The 19,406-nt window shown below is 72.0% G+C and carries 16 protein-coding genes and 1 pseudogene; 12 read left to right on the plus strand and 5 right to left on the minus strand.

The genetic code is table 11. The features are described from left to right. Positions 1-82 precede the first annotated feature (82 nt). Complete coding sequence (locus AB0959_RS13590; RefSeq protein ID WP_366826550.1) at positions 83-1,126, plus strand: Gfo/Idh/MocA family oxidoreductase; 1,044 nt, start codon at positions 83-85, stop codon at positions 1,124-1,126. Here AB0959_RS13590 and AB0959_RS13595 read toward each other — a convergent pair. Continuing rightward, complete coding sequence (locus tag AB0959_RS13595) at positions 1,113-2,783, minus strand: alkaline phosphatase D family protein (protein WP_366826551.1); 1,671 nt, start codon at positions 2,781-2,783, stop codon at positions 1,113-1,115. The genes AB0959_RS13590 and AB0959_RS13595 overlap by 14 nt on opposite strands. Before the next feature lie 133 nt (positions 2,784-2,916). Here AB0959_RS13595 and AB0959_RS13600 point away from each other — a divergent pair, with 133 nt between their 5' ends. Then, the gene (locus tag AB0959_RS13600; RefSeq protein ID WP_366826552.1) at positions 2,917-3,669 is read left to right on the plus strand and encodes an SDR family oxidoreductase; all 753 of its coding nucleotides are present in this window, start codon (positions 2,917-2,919) and stop codon (positions 3,667-3,669) included. A 326-nt stretch (positions 3,670-3,995) separates the two neighbouring features. Here the strand turns inward: AB0959_RS13600 and AB0959_RS13605 are convergent, their stop codons facing one another. Continuing rightward, positions 3,996-5,231: a D-alanyl-D-alanine carboxypeptidase gene (locus AB0959_RS13605; protein ID WP_366826553.1), complete on the minus strand. Its 1,236-nt coding sequence runs from the start codon at positions 5,229-5,231 to the stop codon at positions 3,996-3,998. A 329-nt stretch (positions 5,232-5,560) separates the two neighbouring features. Here AB0959_RS13605 and AB0959_RS13610 point away from each other — a divergent pair, with 329 nt between their 5' ends. Together AB0959_RS13610 and AB0959_RS13615 are read left to right on the plus strand one after the other, a co-directional pair. Beyond that, the gene (locus tag AB0959_RS13610; RefSeq protein WP_366826554.1) at positions 5,561-7,078 is read left to right on the plus strand and encodes an ABC transporter permease; all 1,518 of its coding nucleotides are present in this window, start codon (positions 5,561-5,563) and stop codon (positions 7,076-7,078) included. Positions 7,079-7,128: 50 nt separating this feature from the next. Then, a complete protein-coding gene (locus AB0959_RS13615; protein ID WP_366826555.1) occupies positions 7,129-7,812 on the plus strand; it encodes an ABC transporter ATP-binding protein in 684 nt (227 codons plus the stop codon). A 17-nt stretch (positions 7,813-7,829) separates the two neighbouring features. Here the strand turns inward: AB0959_RS13615 and AB0959_RS13620 are convergent, their stop codons facing one another. Continuing rightward, positions 7,830-8,867, minus strand: a complete 1,038-nt coding sequence (locus AB0959_RS13620; RefSeq protein WP_366826556.1) for an aldo/keto reductase — start codon at positions 8,865-8,867, stop codon at positions 7,830-7,832. Between the two features lie 79 nt (positions 8,868-8,946). Next, positions 8,947-9,273 (minus strand): nuclear transport factor 2 family protein, encoded by a 327-nt coding sequence (locus AB0959_RS13625; protein WP_366826557.1) that lies wholly within the window; start codon positions 9,271-9,273, stop codon positions 8,947-8,949. 274 nt (positions 9,274-9,547) lie between these two features. Here AB0959_RS13625 and AB0959_RS13630 point away from each other — a divergent pair, with 274 nt between their 5' ends. The 8 genes and pseudogenes from AB0959_RS13630 to AB0959_RS13665 all read left to right on the plus strand — a co-directional run bounded on the left by AB0959_RS13630 (position 9,548) and on the right by AB0959_RS13665 (position 18,779). Continuing rightward, positions 9,548-10,111 (plus strand): DoxX family membrane protein, encoded by a 564-nt coding sequence (locus tag AB0959_RS13630; RefSeq protein ID WP_366826558.1) that lies wholly within the window; start codon positions 9,548-9,550, stop codon positions 10,109-10,111. Positions 10,112-10,206: 95 nt separating this feature from the next. After that, on the plus strand, positions 10,207-10,569 hold the full coding sequence (locus AB0959_RS13635; RefSeq protein WP_366826559.1) for a MazG-like family protein: 363 nt from the start codon (positions 10,207-10,209) through the stop codon (positions 10,567-10,569). A 38-nt stretch (positions 10,570-10,607) separates the two neighbouring features. Then, on the plus strand, positions 10,608-11,147 hold the full coding sequence (locus tag AB0959_RS13640) for a hypothetical protein (protein ID WP_366826560.1): 540 nt from the start codon (positions 10,608-10,610) through the stop codon (positions 11,145-11,147). Between the two features lie 18 nt (positions 11,148-11,165). Continuing rightward, a pseudogene (locus AB0959_RS13645) lies at positions 11,166-11,984 on the plus strand (HAD-IIA family hydrolase); the annotation flags it as partial. A gap of 306 nt (positions 11,985-12,290) precedes the next feature. Continuing rightward, positions 12,291-14,987 (plus strand): class III lanthionine synthetase LanKC, encoded by a 2,697-nt coding sequence (gene lanKC, locus AB0959_RS13650; RefSeq protein ID WP_366826561.1) that lies wholly within the window; start codon positions 12,291-12,293, stop codon positions 14,985-14,987. Beyond that, the gene (locus tag AB0959_RS13655) at positions 14,960-15,085 is read left to right on the plus strand and encodes a SapB/AmfS family lanthipeptide (protein WP_366826562.1); all 126 of its coding nucleotides are present in this window, start codon (positions 14,960-14,962) and stop codon (positions 15,083-15,085) included. The genes lanKC and AB0959_RS13655 overlap by 28 nt, the downstream gene beginning before the upstream one ends. Positions 15,086-15,165: 80 nt before the next feature. After that, the gene (locus tag AB0959_RS13660) at positions 15,166-16,917 is read left to right on the plus strand and encodes an ABC transporter ATP-binding protein (RefSeq protein WP_366826563.1); all 1,752 of its coding nucleotides are present in this window, start codon (positions 15,166-15,168) and stop codon (positions 16,915-16,917) included. After that, entirely contained in the window at positions 16,914-18,779 is a 1,866-nt protein-coding gene (locus AB0959_RS13665; protein ID WP_366826564.1) for an ABC transporter ATP-binding protein, read from the plus strand. The genes AB0959_RS13660 and AB0959_RS13665 overlap by 4 nt, the downstream gene beginning before the upstream one ends. A 19-nt stretch (positions 18,780-18,798) precedes the next feature. Here AB0959_RS13665 and AB0959_RS13670 read toward each other — a convergent pair whose 3' ends face one another. Further along, positions 18,799-19,404 carry a response regulator transcription factor gene (locus tag AB0959_RS13670; RefSeq protein WP_366826664.1) on the minus strand — a complete coding sequence of 202 codons (606 nt, stop codon included), beginning with the start codon at positions 19,402-19,404 and terminating at the stop codon, positions 18,799-18,801. Between the last annotated feature and the right edge of the window lie 2 nt (positions 19,405-19,406).

Genomic DNA, 19,406 nt, shown 5'->3' on the forward strand with positions numbered 1-19,406 from the left:
TGCCCCTCCCTCTCCGTTCGGTCCGCCACCTATGCTCTCAGTTCGAACAGAGTGTTCGGGGTCACTGATCAAGGGGTGGGACATGGCCGGCCGACCGGTGCGATGGGGAGTCCTGGCGACCGGAGGGATCGCGGCGGCGTTCACGGCCGACCTGGTGGACCTGCCGGACGCCGAGGTCGTGGCGGTGGCGTCGCGCAGTCCCGAGTCGGCGAAGGCGTTCGCCGAACGGTTCGGGATAGCGCGGGCGTACGGCGAGTGGGGCGCCCTCGCCGAGGACGACGACGTGGACGTCGTGTACGTCGCCACGCCGCACGCCGCGCACCGGGCCGCCGCCGGGATGTGCCTGGAGGCCGGGCGCAACGTGCTGTGCGAGAAGGCGTTCACGCTGAACGCGCGGGAGGCCGGTGAGCTCGTCGCGCTGGCGAAGGAGCGCGGCGGCTTCCTGATGGAGGCCATGTGGATGTACTGCAATCCGCTGGTGAGGCGCCTGGCGGGCATGGTGGGCGACGGGGTGATCGGTGAGGTCCGCACCGTGCAGGCCGACTTCGGTCTCGCGGGTCCGTTCCCGCCGTCGCACCGGCTGCGCGACCCGGCCCAGGGCGGGGGCGCGCTGCTGGACCTCGGCGTCTATCCGGTCTCCTTCGCCCACCTGCTGCTCGGGGAGCCCTCGGACGTGACGGCGCGAGCGGTGCTCTCCGACGAGGGCGTCGATCTGCAGACGGGTGCGCTGCTCTCGTGGGAGAGCGGTGCTCTCGCCTCGGTGCACTGCTCCATCACCGGCGGCACGTCCACGTCCGCGTCGGTCACCGGCTCGAAGGGCCGTATCGACGTGCCGAACGGCTTCTTCTTCCCGGACCACTTCGTCCTGCACCGCGACGGGCGCGACCCGGAGACCTTCGCCGCGGACCCGGCCGACGGCCCCCGCAACAGCCTCAAGCACGAGGCCCGCGAGGTCATGCGCGCCCTGCGCGCCGGTGAGACCGAGTCGCCCCTGGTTCCCCTGGAAGGCACCCTCGCCGTGATGCGGACGCTCGACGCGATACGGGACCGCGTCGGCGTCCGCTACCCGGGCGAGCGGGAGGAGACCGCGCCGGAGGAGTCCGGGCCGGTGGCTACGCCGGCTTGAGCCCCGGCTCCCCCGCCTCCGTCACGAAGGACGCGACCGTGGTGAGGGCCGCCCCCGGAGTGGTCACCGCGGTCAGGGTCTTGAAGTCGGCCCGCGCGGCACCCTCGTCCAGAGCGACGGTCACGTAGCCGCGCCGCCCATTGTAGAACTTCATGTGCGGGTTGGCCGCCATGTACGTGTCCCAGTTGGCGGGCTTGTCCGAGCCGTTGCCGCCGCTGGTGATGGACGTGGCGACGATCTCCGTGCCGACCGTGCGGGAGGAGCGGTCGTCGAAGTCGCGCTTGATGTCGAAGGCGTAGCCGACGTGCACGTCACCGGTCAGGACCATCAGGTTCTCGATGCCAGCCGCCTGGGCGCCCGCCAGCAGACGCTCGCGCGAGCCGGGGTAGCCGTCCCAGGAGTCCATCGAGACCGTGTAGGTGGCGCCGGTGGTGCTGCGGCGCTGGGAGAAGGTGACCTGCTGCGGGACGACGTTCCACACGGCCCGCGACTTCTGCCAGCCGTCCAGCAGCCAGCGCTCCTGGGTCGCGCCGGTCAGGGTGCGCGAGGGGTCCTCGGACTCGGGGGTTCGGGGCTGCCAGCCGTCGCCGTTGGCCTGGTCGTCGCGGTACTGGCGGGTGTCGAGGATGTCGAACTGGGCGAGGCGGCCCCAGTGCAGGCGGCGGTAGAGCTTCATGTCGGGGCCGTCGGGGCGCTGCGGGCTGCGCAGCGGCTGGTTCTCCCAGTACGCGCGGTACGCGGCGGCGCGGCGCAGCAGGAACTCCTCGGGCGGGTTGCCGTTCTCGTCGACGTCGCCGGCGTAGTTGTTCTCGGTCTCGTGGTCGTCCCAGGTGACGACGAAGGGGTGCGCGGCGTGGGCGGCCCGCAGGTCGGGGTCGTTCTTGTAGAGGGAGTACCGCAGGCGGTAGTCCTCCAGGGTGACCGTCTCGCGGTTGAAGACGGCGGGCAGCGTGCGGTCGGTGTACTTGCGGTTTCCGCCGACGGAGTTCACGGCGTACTCGTACAGGTAGTCACCGAGGTGGAAGACGACGTCGACGTCGTCGGCCGCCAGGTGCCGGTACGCGGTGTAGTAGCCGTCGTGGTACGCCTGGCAGGAGACGGCCGCGAAGGTGAGCGGGGTCGTGAGGCCGTAGCGGCCGGGCGCGGTGCGCGTACGGGCCGTCTCGCTGATCCAGTCACCCACGCGGAAGCGGTAGTAGTACACGCGCCCGGGCTCCAGGAACCCGATCTCGACGTGCACGGAGTGCTGGAACTCGGGGTGGGCGGTGGCGGTGCCGCGTCTGACGACGCGTCGGAAGTTCTCGTCGTGGGCCAGCTCCCAGCGCACGGTGACCCGTTCGGCGGGCAGTCCGCCGTCGGGCTCGTACGGCGACGGGGCGAGCCGCGTCCACAGGAGCAGGGAGTCGGAGAGCGGGTCGCCGGAGGCGACGCCGAGCGTGAACGGGTTCTCGGTGATCTGTGCCGCGTCGAGCTCGGCGGCGCTCGCCACACCGGCGGTCGGCAGGTTGGTGGCGAAGGCGAGCGCGGCGGCGGCACCGGTGACGGTGAGGAAGCGGCGGCGCCCCAGGTGACGCGCGGCGGCACGGAGTTCGTGGTCGTGTCGCGAGGCGTCGGACGGTGAGGGGGTGTGCGGTGGCTGATGGGCTGCGGGTGTCATCTGGCCCTCCCCTGACGGTGGTTGTACGAGGCATTGGAGTGGCCAGGGTCGACGCGAACCTGTCACGTACACAACAGTCAGATGTCGGACAGGTGAGTTCCGTATGGCGGACGCTCGCCTACGCTGCGATTTCATGAAGAGTACGCAAACGAAGATCGCGATCGTGACAGGCGCGGGCTCCGGAATCGGTCGTGCCGTGTCGCAGGAGCTCCTGCGGACGGGCTGGTCGGTGGTGCTCGCGGGCCGCCGGGAGGAGAAGCTGGCCGAGACGGCGGCCGGTCACCCGGAGGCGCTCACCGTTCCCACCGACGTCTCACGGGCCGAGGACGTCGCGGCCCTCTTCGCCGCCGCGCACGACCGGTTCGGCCGGCTGGACCTGCTCTTCAACAACGCGGGGACGTTCGGGCCGGGCGGCGTGCCGGTCGAGGAACTGGACCATTCGGCCTGGCGGCACGTGGTGGACACCAACCTCAACGGAGCGTTCCTGTGCGCCCAGGCGGCGTACCGCCGGATGAAGGAGCAGGACCCTCAGGGCGGCCGGATCATCAACAACGGCTCGATCTCGGCGCACGCGCCCCGCCCGCACTCGGTGGCGTACACGGCGACCAAGCACGCGCTGACCGGCCTCACCAAGGCGCTGTCACTGGACGGCCGGCCGTACCGCATCGCCGTCGGCCAGATCGACATCGGCAACGCGGCGACCGACATGACCGAACGGATGCAGCAGGGGGTGCTCCAGGCGAACGGGCAGCTCGCGGCCGAGCCCGTGATGGACGTGGCCGACGTGGCGCGCACGGTACGCCACATGGCGGAGCTGCCACTGGAGGCGAACGTGCAGTTCGCGACGGTGCTGGCGACGAACATGCCGTACGTGGGACGCGGCTGACAGCGGCAGCGGAAGCCGCGACTTCCAGATCCACACAAGCGGAATGTAGAACTCCGGACCGTTTGGGCATGTGGCGGGATTATGCTCAACACTCCTGCACCAAAGCTTCACACTTGGAGCACAAGGCTTCCGCAATCCATGGCGAGGGGGGATGGCGGCAGTCGTTCCATGGTCCGGACTGGGGGCGGATCTCGCGTGGGACCGCGAGGAAGCACCGGACCGTGGAACGACTGCCCACGACTCCCCACAGCTGCCTACGGCTGCCCCATCGCGGCCCCACGAGGGCCCCACGACGGCCCCTCGGCCTCAGCCGGCAGGGCCGCGCCTCAGCGCCGGTGCCGGCCGCCCGCCCGAGCGGCTTCCGCGCGCTCGCGTCCGCGCTCACGTCCACGCACGCGGTTGCGCAGCGCGTACACCCCCGCCGCCAGCAGGGCGGCCGTTCCCGCGCCCCCCTCCGCCAGCCTCCACGGTGAGGGACCCGCGGCGCCGGGGGCTCCGGCCGCCGCCGTCCTCCCCGCCTTCTGTCGGGGCGCGTCCGTGGCCGTATCCGCGGCCCCGCCCTCGCTCACCGGCCTGACCAGGGTGCCGACGGGCTCGGCGCGTCCGGCCGCCCGGAACCCCCAGTCGAGCAGCGCGGCCGTCTCCTCGTACACGCCGTTCCCGGCGGGCTTCGGATGCAGGACGGTGACGAGGAGGGTGCGGCCGTCGCGGGTGGCGGCTCCGGTGAAGGTGTTGCCCGCGTCGGTGGTGTAGCCGTTCTTGACGCCGATCAGGCCGTCGTACGTGGGCATCCCCCACGCGCCCGTCAGCAGACGGTCGGTGTTCTGGATCTGGAAGGTCTTCCTGCCGCCGGCCGGGAAGTCGGCCGTCCTCGTGGAGCAGTAGGCACGGAAGTCGTCGTTCCGCAGCCCCTGGCGGGCGAAGAGCGTCAGGTCGTACGCCGAGGAGAGCTGCCCCTTGTGGTCGAAGCCGTCGGGGCTGACCACGTGCGTGTCCAGGGCCTGGAGGTCCTTGGCCTTGGCCTGCATCTCGGCGACCGTCCGGGCGACGCCGCCGTTCATGTGGCTCAGCACGTGCACCGCGTCGTTGCCCGAGCGGAGGAACACGCCCTGCCACAGCTGTTCGACGGTGTACGTGGTGCCGGCCTGGATGCCGACGAGGCTGGAGCCCGCCGGGATGTCGGCGAGGTCCTCGGCGGTCACCGTGTGCTTCGTGGTGTGCGGGAACTTGGCGAGCACGGTGTCCGCGAAGAGCATCTTCAGCGTGGAGGCGGGCGCCAGACGCCGGTGTGCCCGGTAGGAGGCGAGCACCTCGCCGCTGTGCTGGTCGGCCACCAGCCAGGCGCGGGCCGTGACGGCGGGCGGCCCGGAGGCTCCGCGCACCTGGACTCCGTCACGGGCGAGCTGTTCGCCACCGATGACGGAAGCGGCCGAGGCGGAGGCGGGCCCGGCCGCCGCCACCGGGAGGGCCGCTGCCAGACCGAGACCGAGGGCGGCACGGCGGGACAGCTGGGCGGTACGCGGGCCGGCGGTACTCGGAGGATGCGTAGAGGTTGCGCGCATTCGGGGACCGTACAAGGCAATCCATGGTTACCGACAACGGCAGGGCAAAAGCCGGGTCATGGCACGGTCACAGAAAGACCAAGGAAAGGCGGAAACACCACCGGGGTGGCCGCGGCGACGGGCCCGGCAAGGCCGTCCGGGACACCAGCGAACAGGGGTTTCCTGGCAGTACGCCCTCGACCGTCTGAGGATGGGCTGTCTTATCGAAATATGATGCAGGACACTCACTTCTCAGCTCACACACATCCCTTACTTATGTCTCCTCAAAGGTTCCTCCCTAGCTTGTGGCCGCGCCCACAGCGGGCGCCAAGAACCTTTCGAGGAACGGGATGTTTGGCATCTATCTCAAGCGCGAGCTGAGCCGGCGCAAGAAGGCGGCCCTGCTCGTGGCCATGGGTCTGGCGCTCGGTATCGCACTCGTCATCACCGTCACCTCGGTGTCGGCCGGCATGCAGCAGGCGCAGGACAAGGTCCTGAAGTCGCTCTACGGCCTCGGCACCGACATGACCGTCACCAAGGCCCGTCAGGCCCCCTCCGGCAACGACCAGCAGAACGGACCCAGATTCGAGTTCGACGCGAGCTCGGACGACGACGAGCAGCAGAGCTCCGACCGGGTGATGACTCAGGGCGGGCAGACCCTGAAGTCGTCGCTGGTCACGAAGGTGGCCGACCAGAAGGGCGTGGCGGAGGCGGTGGGCGCGCTGAGCCTGAACGTCACCAAGGTCGACGGCTCCTTCACCCGGGGCAAGGCGCAGACCGACAACTCCTCGCAGCAGCAGGGCGGCGGTCAGGGCGGCCCCGGTGGCAGTTCCGGCGGCTCGGGCAGCGGTAGCGGTAGCGGTCAGCCTCAGGTCCAGGGCGGCGGGGCCTCCTTCGGCGTGAACTCGTACTCCGTCGCGGGCGTGGACGTCACGAACCTGGACCTCGGCCCGCTCGCCACCTCGAAGATCACCAAGGGTGCGGCGTTCACGAGCTCCCAGACCAACGCGAAGGTCGCGGTGGTCAGCAAGTCGTACGCCAAGGAGAACAAGTACACCGTCGGCGAGACCTTCAAGATCTCCGGCACCAAGTACAAGATCATCGGCATCGCCACGCCCGACAGCAGCGAGTCGACCACCGACGTCTACCTGCCGCTGAAGCAGGCGCAGACGCTGGGCGACGCCAAGAACAAGGTCACCACCATCTACGTGAAGGCGACCGACTCGCAGCAGATCACGGCCGTCAAGTCGACGATCCAGAAGAACATCTCCGGTACGACGGTGACGACCTCCGCCGACCTCGCCGAGACCGTCTCCGGTTCGCTGACCACGGCCTCGAACCTCGCGGCCGGCGTCGGCAAGTGGCTGTCGATCGCGGTGCTGGCCGCCGCGTTCCTGGTGGCCGCGCTGCTCACCTCGTCGGCGGTGTCCCGCCGGGTCCGTGAGTTCGGCACGCTGAAGGCGCTCGGCTGGCCCAGCCGCCGGGTCACCCGACAGGTCGTCGGCGAGTCGATGGTGAACGGTCTGCTCGGCGGCGCGCTGGGCATCGGCCTCGGGCTCGCGGCCGCGTACACCGTGACCGCGATCAGCCCGACCCTCACCGCGCAACTGGGCGCGGGTGCGGGCGGCGGTGTCGGTGGCGGTGGCGGTGGCGGTGGGGGAATGGGCGGCGGGCCCGGCGGTGGCGGCGGCCCTGGTCAGCAGGCGGCGGCCAACACCCTGGACATCGCCCTGTCCGCGCCGGTCTCCCTCACCACCATCGCGCTCGCGGCGGGCCTCGCCATCACCGGCGGTCTGGTCGCCGGGGCGATGGGCGGCTGGCGGGCGTCGCGGATGCGGCCGGCGGACGCTCTGCGCAGCGTGTCGTAGCAGCCACTCCCTTACGCCCTCCCCTTTCGACGTACGGAGAACGGATCCCCATGTACAAGCTGACCGGCGTCACCAAGCGCTACACGCGGGGCAAGGAGACGGTGGAGGCGCTGCGCGGCATCGACCTCGCCATCGAGGACGGCGACCAACTCGTCATCCAGGGCCCCACGGGCGGCGGCAAGTCCACCCTCCTGCAGATGATCGGCGGCCTGGACCGCCCGTCCTTGGGCAGCGTCGAACTGGACGGCGTGGACCTCGCCACGATCGGCGAGGCCAGGCTGACCCGGCTGCGCGCCGAGAAGATCGGCATCATCTTCCAGTCGTTCAACCTCATTCCGACGCTGACCGCGCAGGAGAACGTCGAGACCGCGCTCGTCCCGCTCGGCGTCAAGGCGGCCGAACGGCGCGAGCGGGCGGCCGAGGCACTCCGCTCCGTGGGCCTCGGCGAACGGCTGACCCACGTGCCGTCCGAGATGTCAGGCGGCCAGCAGCAACGCGTGGCTATCGCGCGGGCGCTGGTGAAGCAGCCGAAGGTGCTGCTGGCCGACGAACCGACGGGCAACCTCGACGAGGGCACCCGCGACGAGATCATGGCCCTGCTCGAAGGGCTGTGGCGGGAGCAGGGCCTCACCTTCGTGCTGGTCACGCACGACTCGTCGATCGCCCGCAGGTCGCCCCGGCTGGCGACCATCAAGGCGGGGGAGCTGACGCTGACGGAGCAGCGCGTGGGCTGACGCCTTGACAGGGTCGCTCAGCGGCCGAGCACCTGGTCGATCTCGGCCATCTGCCCGGCGGTGAGCGGCCCTTTCGCGAGGGCGCCCGCGTTCTCCTCGGCCTGGGCGACCGAGCGGAAACCGGGGATCGGGACGGTACGCGGGCTGCGCGCCCACAGCCAGGCGAGGGCGCCCTGGGCGAGCGTACGGCCCTCGCTGGTGAGGATGTCCCGCAGCGACTCGACGCGCCCCAGCCAGTCCGCGTCGGCGCCGGTTCCCTCGGTGAACCCCGGCAGCCAGGCGGGCGGCGCGCTACGGATGTCCCCGGCCTCCAGGCGCTTGCCCGCCGTGTGCTTGCCCGTCAGCAGGCCCATGGCGAGCGGGCTGCGGTTGACGCTGGCGAGGTTCAGCTTCTCGCACAGCGCGACGATCTCGGGCGCGTCCTGCAGCAGGTTCATCGCGTGCTGCACGGCCGTGCAGTGCGGGCCCTCGGCGAACACGGCCGCCCGCTCGGCGTCGTCGGTGCTCCAGCCGTACGAGCGGATGAGCCCTTCCCGTACGAACTCCTCGCAGAGCTCGCGCAGTTCGGCCGCCCGCTCGGGGTCGCCGTCGTTCATGTGGAACTGGTAGAGGTCGATGTGGTCGGTGCCCAGCCGTTCCAGGGACGCGGTCAGCGCGCGGCGCGCGTGGGCCGGGGAGTCGTCCTGTCCGTCGGCGGTCCGGGTGTGCTCGTCGAAGAGGTTGCCCCACTTGGTGGCGACGACGACCTCGTCCCGGCGCTTGCCGAGGGCACGGCCGAGCAGCCGCTCGCTGTGCCCCGTGCCGTAGGCGTCCGCCGTGTCGAAGAAGGTGACGCCCAGGTCGAGGGCGCGCCGGATCGCCCGTACGGACTCCTCGTCGTCGACCTTGCCCCAGCCCAGGGGCTGCCCGTCGGGGCGCTGCCACTCGCCGCCGATGGCCCAGCACCCGAAGCCGAGTGCGCTGACCTGGATGCCGCTGCGTCCCAGGGTGCGTGTCGCCCCGTGTTCGCTGTGTTCACTGTTCTCGCTGTGCTCGACCTGCTCGCTGGTCTCCATGCCCGGGAACGCTAGGAGTTGGAGTGCGCGCTAGGGCAAGGGCCTGGCAGGGGTCTTTTCCGGACGATCGTCGGCTCGTTCAGGCCTGGCCGGTCTCGAAGCGGGTGATCCTGCCGTCGTCGTCCACGGTGAAGTTCCACCTCGTGCGCATCTCGCCCCAGGTGTCGTTGCTGTAGCGGGCGATGAGGGCGCGGCCGCCCCTGGACTCGTTGTCGACGTCCATGTGGCCGTGGGTGGAGAAGATCTCCTCCTCCGTCCACTCGTCGAGGTCGCGGTCGGAGCCGTCGTCGGACATGGTCGCGTCCGGGGCGAGGATCGCCTGGAAGGCCTGACGGTCATGCGCGTTCACGGCGCTGACGAATGCGCGGACCGTGGGGTCCTTGAGCCTGGCCACCTGAATCGTCATGCTCGCCAGCCTCACACCGGGTCAGGGGGCCCGCCACCTGGGAGGGCGGTACGGGTGGCGGGGCCCGGGACAGCCCTGCGGGGAACGTGCGGAGACACCCGATCGGCCGCGAGGGGCGGTGCGGAAGGTGTCATCGGTGCGACGGTGGAAACGCGGGAGGGGACGTCAGGGACGTGACAGTCGCTGTCCACTCCTCAGCCGGTCGTCGTCCGCTCGTCGCCGGCTCGTCGTCCGCTCGTTGTCCGCTCGTTGTCCACTGTGCTCAGGAGCCGCTGTGAAGAAGTCGACAAACGCGACCAAGTTCAACCGACACGACCTGGGGCTGCTGCTGCTCCGTCTGGGCACGGGCGGGGTGCTGGCCGCGCACGGCACGCAGAAGCTCTTCGGCTGGTTCGGCGGGCACGGCATCGAGGGCACGGGAGCCTTCATGGAGTCCGTCGGATACGAACCGGGCAAGGCGAGCGCGAGGGCCTCGGGACTGGCCGAGACGGGCGGCGGCACGCTGCTCGCGCTGGGCCTCGCCACGCCGGCGGCGGGTGCGGCCGCCGCGGGCGCCATGGCGGGCGCCGCCGCGGTGCACACGCCGAACGGCTTCTTCAACACGGAGGGCGGCTACGAGTACGCGGCGACCCTCGGCCTGGCCGCCGCGGGGCTCGCGATCACGGGACCGGGCCGGCTGTCCCTGGACCACGCGTTCCGCCACGTCTTCGACCGCGGCTGGATGGTGCCGGCGGCGCTCGCCGCGACGGGCGCGGCCACGGCGCTGGTGGTGGGGGCGCGGACCAAGCGGGTGCGCAAGGACAAGGAGGGCGAGCAGGAGCCGCTGTTCGAGGACTGAGCGGGGAGGGGGGAGGGGGAAGGGGGGAGGAGGGAGCGCGTGGCTCGGTGCAGGACGTCTGTCGGGCGCCCCCGCGCCCGTGACACCCTGCGCCCATGAGTGATCACCTCGAACCGGGCGCCCCGGAACCCGACCTCTGGGAATCCGTCGCGCTCCTCCACACCTGGCTGGACGAGAACCGCCGACACGACGGCCAACAGGGCCTGCTGCTACGGATGTTGAAGCTCTCGGAGGAGGTCGGCGAGGTCGCCCAGGCGGTCATCGGCGCGACGGGCCAGAACCCGCGCAAGGGGACCACCCACACCTGGGACGACGTCCAGTCCGAGCTGTGCGACGTGATCATCACGGCCCTGGTGGCGCTGCGCAGCCTCACTCCCGAGGCCCAGGAGGTCTTCGCGGCCCGGTTGACGGCCGTCAGGGAACGTTCGCTGGGTTCCCGGTCCCGGGCAACGCCCTGACGAAGGGCGGGACTTGGCGTCGTACGATGACGACCGCCATGTCCGACAACGCGCTCTGGATCGCCTCCCTCACCGCCGGCACCGCCGTGCTCGCCAGCTGGGTCACGAGTTGGGGCACCACACGCGCGGCCCGCATCCAGGCCGACACCGTGACGACGGCCCAACGCGAGGAGCGGCGGCGGGAGGCGCGGCGCACGGCGTACGCGGATCTCCTCGAGCAGGCGCAGCGCCTGGGCGACCTGTACCGGCAGGTGTCCGACCTGAGTGCCGAGGGCGGGACCGCGGCGGACCGGGCCCGCCTGGTGGATCTGCGCGAGCGCCAGCGGGACGAGTACAGCAGGCTCCGGCACTGTGTGTGGATCGTGTCCCTGGAGGGCCCGGAGACGGTGGCCGACGCGGCCGACGCGCTGCGGCACGCGACGACCCCTCCGTTCCGCGCGCTGGAGGCCATGATCGAGGGCGATCCCTCGGCGGCCGATCCCTCGGCGGCCGACCGCTTCGCGGCGTCCCGCGCCCCGTTCTGGGAGTCCGTCATAGCCTTCGCCGCCGCGGCACGCGAGGTGCTCCAGCAATCCTAGACGAGCGGTTATCGTCCGCGTATGGACAGGGAATCGGCGCGTTCGACGCGTGCGGTGCTGATCGACATCGACGGCGTCCTCACGGTCTCGTGGAAGCCGCTGCCGGGCGCGGTGGAGGCGCTACGACAGGTACGGGACTCCGGCCTGGACGTGGCCCTGCTCACCAACACCACGTCCCGCACCCGCGCGTCCCTCGCCGACTCGCTGGCCGGGGCGGGCTTCCCCGTGACGGCGCAGGACATCCTCACGGCACCCGCGGCGACGGCGGCGTACCTGGCCGAACACTTCCCCGGCGCGAGGTGCTCCCTCCTGAACAGCGGCGACATCGCTGAAGACCTCACGGGCGTGGACCTCATCGACCCCAACGACCCCGACGACACGGACACCGTCCCGGACGTGGTCGTGGTGGGCGGCGCGGGCCCAGAGTTCGACTACTCGACCCTCAACCGCGCCTACGCCCACCTCCAGCGGGGCGCTCACCTGGTCGCCATGCACCGCAACCTGTACTGGCGCACCGACGAGGGCCTGCAACTGGACACGGGCGCCTTCCTGTTGGGCCTGGAGGAGGCCGCCCGCACACGGGCCGAGATCACGGGCAAACCGGCACCCGCGTTCTTCGAAGCCGCCCTGTCCCACGTGGGCGCCGAGCCCGGCCAGGCACTGATGGTCGGCGACGACATCGAGTCCGACGTACTGGCGGCCCAGCGCACGGGCGTCACCGGCGTCCTCGTCAGAACGGGCAAGTACCTGCCGGAGACCCATCGGTCGGCGAGCGCGGAACCGGATCACGTCCTGGACTCGTTCGCGGACCTTCCGGGGCTGCTGGAATCCGCCTGAGGCGGAACGTGGCGTTGCGCACGCCAATGGCCTCAAGTGGCGTCCGGCCTGCCAGAGCGAGCCCTGTGAGATTCGCACAGGCCCCTGTGTGACGCACACGGACAGGCCATGCGAATCCCACGCCCCGCCGATGACAGACGAACGATGACCGCCACCCCCGCACTCTGCAATCGTGGGGAGACGAAGGCACCGGGAAGGCGGCCCGGCACCTCGGTTCGGAGATCCGGCCGCCCGTTCCCGGCCCCCGCGCCGTCATGCGAGGCAGCCCGCTCGAGGAGGAGAGCGCTCGCCCTTCTGGAGGCCCCCGTGGACAAGCGGTACGAGGTGTACTGCCTCAGGGATCCGCGTTTCTATGACGCGCCGCACCATGACCGGACACGGGACGACCGTGGCCGCTTCCGGCAGGCCCGGCGCCAGGTCCCGGAGGGGTGGGTGCGGGAGGAAGTCGGTGACTGGGTGGTGTGCCGCCCCGCCGACGCCGTGCTTCCCCCGCAGGGCTGGAAGGTCCATGTCTCGGCGTGTCTGGAGAATGCCGAGGCGGTCGTCGAGGACGTGTGGGGCTACTGCGTCCCGCGCCGCGTCCCCTTCAAGTTCCTCCCCGGCAGGGACGCCCTGTTCCTCGCCAACGCCAAGTACGCGCACCGCGGGTCCAGCGGGAAGTTCGTCACCGTCTACCCCGTGGACGAGACCCAGTGCGAGCGGGTGCTCACCGAGCTGGGCGGCCTCCTCGACGGGCGGCCGGGACCGTACATCCTCAGTGATCTGCGCTGGGGGGACGGTCCGCTCTACGTCAGGTACGGGGCCTTCGCCGACCGGTACTGCGTGTCGGCCGACGGTGTGCTGGAGCAGGCGGTGGAGGACCCCTCGGGGCGTCTGGTGCCCGATGTGCGGGGCCCCACCTTCCACGTGCCGGAGTGGGTGCGGCTGCCCGGATTCCTCGCACCCCACCTCGCCGAGAGCCGGCGGACCACCGTCGCCGACCTGCCCTACCGGATCGAGAAGGCGCTGCACTTCTCCAACGGCGGCGGGCTGTACGCCGCGGTCGACACCCGTACGGGCGAGCGCGTCGTCCTCAAGGAGGCCCGGCCCCACGCGGGGCTCACGCCGGACGGAGCGGACGCCGTGGCCCGGCTGGAGCGTGAGCGGAAGGCCCTGGAGCGGCTGCGGGGGCTGCCCTGCGTCCCGGCCCTGCGCGATCACTTCGAACTGGGCGGTCACCACTTCCTCGTCGAGGAGTTCATCGAGGGCAAGCCCCTGCACAGGCTGTTCGTCGAGCGCTATCCGCTCGCCGCGCTGGATCCGGCCCCGGCCGCCTTCGCCGAGCACTCCGCCTGGGCGCTCGACGTGTACCAGCGGGTGGAGGACGCCGTCGCGGCCGTCCACGACCGGGGCATCGTGATCGGGGACGTGCACATGTACAACGTGCTGGTCCGGCCCGACGGCAGGGTGGTCCTCATCGACTTCGAGGGCGCGTCGGACGTGGCGGACGCGCGGCACCAGATCCTGGCGGCGCCGGGCTTCCTCGCCCCCGACGGGACGACCGGCTTCGACATCGACCGGTACGCGATGGCCTGCCTGAGGCTGGCCCTCTTCATGCCGCTGACCGGCCTGATCGAGCTGGACCGCGGCAAGGCGCGGCAGCTCGCCGCGGAAGCCGCGCGTCTGTTCCCCGTCCCCAGCCCGTTCCTGGACGAGGCCGTCCGCACGGTCGCCGGCGACGGCGGGAAGGCCGCTTGGACGACCGCCGGGGCGACGGCCAGGGCGACAGCCGAGGCGTACGACGAGCCCCGGCTGGAGCCCGACCTCTCCGGCTGGCCCCGCGCCCGGGAGTCGATCAGCGGCGCCGTCCTGGCCGCCGCCACACCCGAGCGCCACGACCGGCTCTTCCCCGGCGACATCGAGCAGTTCGCTTTTCCCGGCGGCGGACTGAACGTGGCCCACGGCGCGGCGGGCGTGCTGTACGCGCTGGACGTGACGGGCGCCGGACGTCACCCCGGCCACGAGGACTGGCTGATCCGGCACGCGCTCACCCCGGAACCCGGCACCCACCTCGGCTTCTACGACGGCATGCACGGCACCGCCTACGTCCTCGACCACCTCGGGCACCGCGAGGAGGCCGTCAAGATCCTCGACATGTGCCTGGGCGAACGCTGGGACGCCCTCGCCCTGGACCTCAAGGGCGGCCTGTCCGGCATCGGGCTCAACCTGCTGCACTTCGCGGCCACCACCGGCGACGCCGCCTGCCGTGACGCCGCCCACCGCGTGGCGCAGACCGTCGCCGACCGTCTGGGACCAGCCGACTCCGTACCCGAGACGAGCGGCGGCGACCATCCGCGAGCGGGGCTGATGTACGGATCATCCGGGCCCGCGCTGCTGTTCCTGCGCCTGTACGAGTACGGCGGCGACCCCGCGCACCTCGACCTGGCGGCCACCGCGCTGCGCCAGGACCTGCGACGCTGCGTGGTGCGCGAGGAGGGCTCGATGGAGGTGAACGAGGGCTGGCGCACCATGCCCTACCTCGCCGACGGCAGCGTGGGCATCGGCATGGTCCTCGACGGCTACCTGGCACACCGGGCGGACGAGGAGTTCGCGACAGCCGCCGACGCGATCCGCAGGGCCGCCACAGCGTCCTTCTACGTCGAACCCGGGCTCTTCGACGGTGCCGCCGGGATGATCCTCCACCTCAGCCACGCCCATCCACCCGGCACGGCCGCCGCGCGGGACCCCGTGGTCGCGGACCACGTACGCCGTCTGGCCCGCCACGCCTGCGTACTCGACGGACGGCTCGCTTTCCCGGGCGAGCAGTTGATGCGGCTGTCCATGGACCTGGCCACCGGTGGCGCGGGGGTCCTGCTGGCCCTGGGCGCCGCCCTCCACCCGCGGCCGACCGGACTGCCGTTCCTGACCAGAACGAAAGAAACGAAAGAGACCAGAGAGGCAAGAGAAGAGAGGCAAGAGAGAGGAGGTGAAGACGTATGTCGCTCCTCGAGTTGCAGGGCCTGACCATCGAGCCCGAGACCGGCGCGAAGCCGCCGCCGGGCAGCCGGGCAAGCAAGGGCTGCTTCATAGGTGGCAGCTTGCTCAGCATCATCTTCTGTTAGGGGCCAGGCCTCTGACCGTGATGGCGGGGGCCCCGCGCCCCCGCCCCGTCCGCTGCGACGTACGACGACGGGAGCGGCCCGTGGACCGACGTGCGGCGGACCGTCTGCTGCTGGCGGCGGTCCGGCGAGGCGGCGCCTGGGGCGGCGTCCTCGCCACCGCTTCCCTCCTGCTCGCCGGGGTCTACGTCGTTCTGCCCGCCGTCATGGGCCGCGCCGTCGACGCCGTACTCGGGCACGGCGACTCCGCGCTGTGGCTGACCCTGTCCGCCGTCGCGGTCGCACTGCTGGTGGTGTGCGACACGGCGGACGACTACGCCGGCGCCGTGGCGAACTCGCGCTCCACCGCGTGGCTCCGTCACACCCTGCTCGGGCACGTCCTCGGCATGGGCACCCGCGCCGTCCGCCGCTACACCCCCGGGGACCTGGTGGCGCGCCTGGTGGGCAACACCGCCCAGGCCGGCAGCGCGCCGTCGGGCCTGGTGTGGGCGGTGACCGAACTGATCCCCCCGGTCGGGGCCGTGGTGGCCCTGGCCCTCATCGACCCCTGGCTGTGCCTCACCTTCGTGGCCGGACTGCCGCTGATCGTCCTGGTGGTCCGTGCCTTCGTGCGCGACGTCTCCGATCTCAACGACCGTTACTTCGCCACGCAGGGCCGTATCGCCGCCCGGCTCGGCGACGCCCTCACCGGAATCCGCACCATCACCGCCGCCGGGACGACAGCCCGCGAGACCGGCCGGGTGCTCGAACCGCTGCCCGAACTGCACCGCCACGGCGTGGGGATGTGGCAGGCGTTCGCACGGGTCTCCGCGCGGGACGCGGCGATCGTCCCCCTGCTGGAGGTCGCCGTGCTCGCCGTGGCCGGGCTAGAACTCGCCCGGGGCCGCGTCACTCCGGGCCAGATGCTCGCCGCCAGCGAGTACGTGCTGCTGGCCACCGGTGTGAGTTCGCTGGTGGCCTCGGTGAACAAGCTGGCCTTCGCGCGCGCCACCGCCGGACGGGTCGCCGAGGTGCTGGGCGAGCCCACGGTCGCCCACGGCGACGCGCGACTGCCCTCGGCAGGCGGCGGGCGGCTGGAGTTCCGCCGGATCACCGTCCGCACCGCAGAGGGCGGGACCGTACTGGACGGCGTCGATCTGGACGTGCCGGCGGGCAGCCTCACCGCCGTCGTGGGACGCTCCGGATCCGGGAAGTCCCTGCTGGCAGCGCTGGCCGGGCGGCTGACCGACCCGGACGACGGCGAGGTACGGCTCGACGGAGTGCCGCTCGCCGCCGTGGACCGCGCGGAGCTGCGACGGTCCGTCGCATACGGCTTCGAACGCCCGGTGCTGCTGGGCGAGACGTTCACCGACGCGATCGGGTTCGGGCCACGGACGCCCTCGGACGCGGAGGTGTCGGCCCAGGCCGCCGCCGCACGCGCCGACTCCTTCATCCGGACCATGCCCGAGGGCTACGCCACCAGGCTCACCGCGGCCCCGCTCTCGGGCGGGGAGTCCCAACGGGTGGGCCTGGCACGCGCGTTCGTGCAGACGGACCCGTGCGGCCGGCTTCTCGTGCTGGACGACGTGACGGCCAGCCTCGACACGGTCACCGAGCACCAGATCGGGCAGGTGCTCACCGGATCCGGAGCCCTGGCCGACCGTACGCGGCTGGTCGTGACCCACCGGGTGTCCACCGCCGCTCGCGCGGACCTCGTCGTCTGGATGGGCGGGGGCCGCGTCCGGAGGCGGGGTACGCACCGCGAACTGTGGGCGGATCCGGAGTACCGGGCCATCTTCCGTCCGGAGCGGGGCCCCTTGCGTCCGGAGCGGGGGCTCGGCGGGGGCATGCCGTGATCCGGGGAGCACGCGGTCTGCTGCGCTCCGCACTGCGCACGCGGCGCCGTGAGTTCCTCCGGCTCACCGGGTGGTCGCTGGTCCAGGCCGTGCCCGCGCTGCTGTCCGGCTGGCTGGTCGCCCGCGCCGTCGACGACGGCTTCCTCACCGGCCGTGCGGCCGAGGGCTTCGGCTGGCTCGGGCTGCTGGCCTGCGCCGTCCTGGTCGGTGCCTGGGGCACCCGGCAGGCCACGCTCGAACTGGCCGGGGTGGTCGAGCCGTTCCGCGACGACCTGGTCACCCTCGTCACCGCCGGCACACTGAAACGCTCCGCGCGTCCCGGGCAGCCCGCCGACACGGCGGGCGTGGCACGGCTGACCGAGCAGGTGGAGATCGCCCGCGAGTCGTACGGGGCGGTCGTGATGTTCGTGCAGACCTTCACCGTCACGGCGGTGAGCGTGCTGCTCGGGCTGGCCGCGCTCGATCCCGCGCTCCTGCTGTTCGTCGCGCCGCCCCTCGCGGCCGGGCTCGTTGTCTTCCTGCTGGCCCTGCGGGCCATGGCCGCCCGGCAGCGGGCGGTCGTCCTCGCCGACGAGGCCATCGCCGAGCACCTGGGCGTGGTGGCCGGAGGGCTGCGGGACGTGACGGCCTGCGGTGCCGAGGACCTCGAACGCGACCGGGTCGGCGCCCGCGTGGATACGGCGGCGAGCGCGGCTCGCGCCCTGGCCCGGCTCACCGCCCTGCGCACCACCGCACTGGGCGTCGGCGGCTGGCTGCCGGTCGTCCTCATCCTGGTCGGCGCCCCGTGGCTGGTCCACGACGGAGTCACGCCCGGCGCGATCCTGGGCGCGCTGACCTATGTGTCACAGAGCCTGCAGCCGGCCCTGCGGGGTTTCGTCCAGGGGGTCGGCGGAAGCGGGCTGTGGCTGCTGGTCACTCTCGGGCGGATTCTGGAGGCGTCGGGGTCGGTGCGGGCGGGGGCCAAGACGGCCGAGACAGTGGGGGCAGTGGGGGCAGTGGGGGCAGTGGGGGCAGTGGGGGCAGTTGGGGCAGTGAGGGCGAGGGAACCCAAAGAGACCGCCCCGACCTCAACAGCAGCCACCCCGACCCCGACAGACACCACCCCGACCCCGACCGGAGCGGAGCCCGGGGACGGCCATGTCGAGTTGCATGGTGTCACCTTCGGCTACGCGCGCTCCGCCGAACCGGTCGTGCGGGATCTGGACCTGTCCCTCCCCTCGGGCACCCACCTGGCGGTCGTCGGCCCCAGCGGTGCGGGCAAGTCCACTCTCGCCGCGCTCATCGCGGGGGTGCTCGACCCGCAGGCCGGCCAGGTCCGCCTCGGTGGTGTCCCGGTCGGGTCCCTCGACACCGGTGGGCCGGCCCGGGCCCGTGTGCTGATCCCGCAGGAGGCGTACGTCTTCGCCGGCACCCTGCGCGAGAACATCGCCTACCTCCGGCCCACGGCGACCCCGGCCGACCTCGACGCCGCGGTCCGCGCCATCGGGGCGGACGGGCTCACCGAACGCCTCGGCGGCTACGACGCGGCCGTGGATCCGGCCCAGCTGTCCGCCGGTGAGCGCCAGTTGATCGCCCTCGTGCGCGCCCTGCTGCCGCCCGCCCGGCTGGTCCTGCTCGACGAGGCCACCTGCCACCTCGACCCGGCCGCCGAGGCGGTCGCCGAACAGGCCTTCGCCCACCGCCCGGCCACCCTGATCGTCTGCGCCCACCGGATCAGCTCCGCCCTGCGCGCCGACCTCGTCCTCGTCATGGACGGCCCGCGCTGCCACCTCGGCACGCACGACCGGCTGATGGCCGACAGTGCCCTCTACCGTGACCTGTTCGGCCACTGGGACCGCGCGGTGGCCGACGTCGGGCGCTGATCCGCGCTGCCGGGCCGGACTACAGCCAGCCCGACTCCCGGGCGATCCGGATGGCGTCGATGCGGTTGCGGGCCCCTGTCTTCCTGGAGACCGCGTTCAGGTGGTTGCGGACCGTGCCCACCGACAGCGACAGCCGTTCGGCGATCTCACGCGTGGGCGTGCCGTCCGCCGCCAGCCGCAGCACCTCCAGTTCCCTCGGGGTCAGGGGGCTCTCGGCCGAGGACAGCGCCAGCAGCGCCAGTTCGGGGTCGATGAACCGCTCGCCCGCCGCCACCTTGCGGACGGCCTGGGCCAGGATGTCGTGGGGGTTGTTCTTGCCCATGAGGCCCGCGACACGCAGCAGCGCCTGTCGCAGACGTTCGAGGGGCGGCGCCGACTCGACCACCAGCAGGGTCCGGGTGTCCGGCAGCCGGGCGGCCAGCTCCCGCGATGTGCTCAGCGCCCCGTCCCAGCCGCCGTCGACGTCGATGACGACCACGTCGGGCCGGTACGACAGCGCCCGTGCGAGGGTCTGCCCGGGCCCCGGTGACGCCGCGACCACCTCGATGTCCTCCTCGCGTGTCAGCAGGGCCGTGAGCGCCCCGCGCACCAGGTCTGCCTCCTCCACGAGAAGAACACGGATCAACA

Source organism: Streptomyces sp. NPDC046862, from assembly GCF_040704615.1.
In the GTDB taxonomy this organism is placed as follows: domain Bacteria; phylum Actinomycetota; class Actinomycetes; order Streptomycetales; family Streptomycetaceae; genus Streptomyces.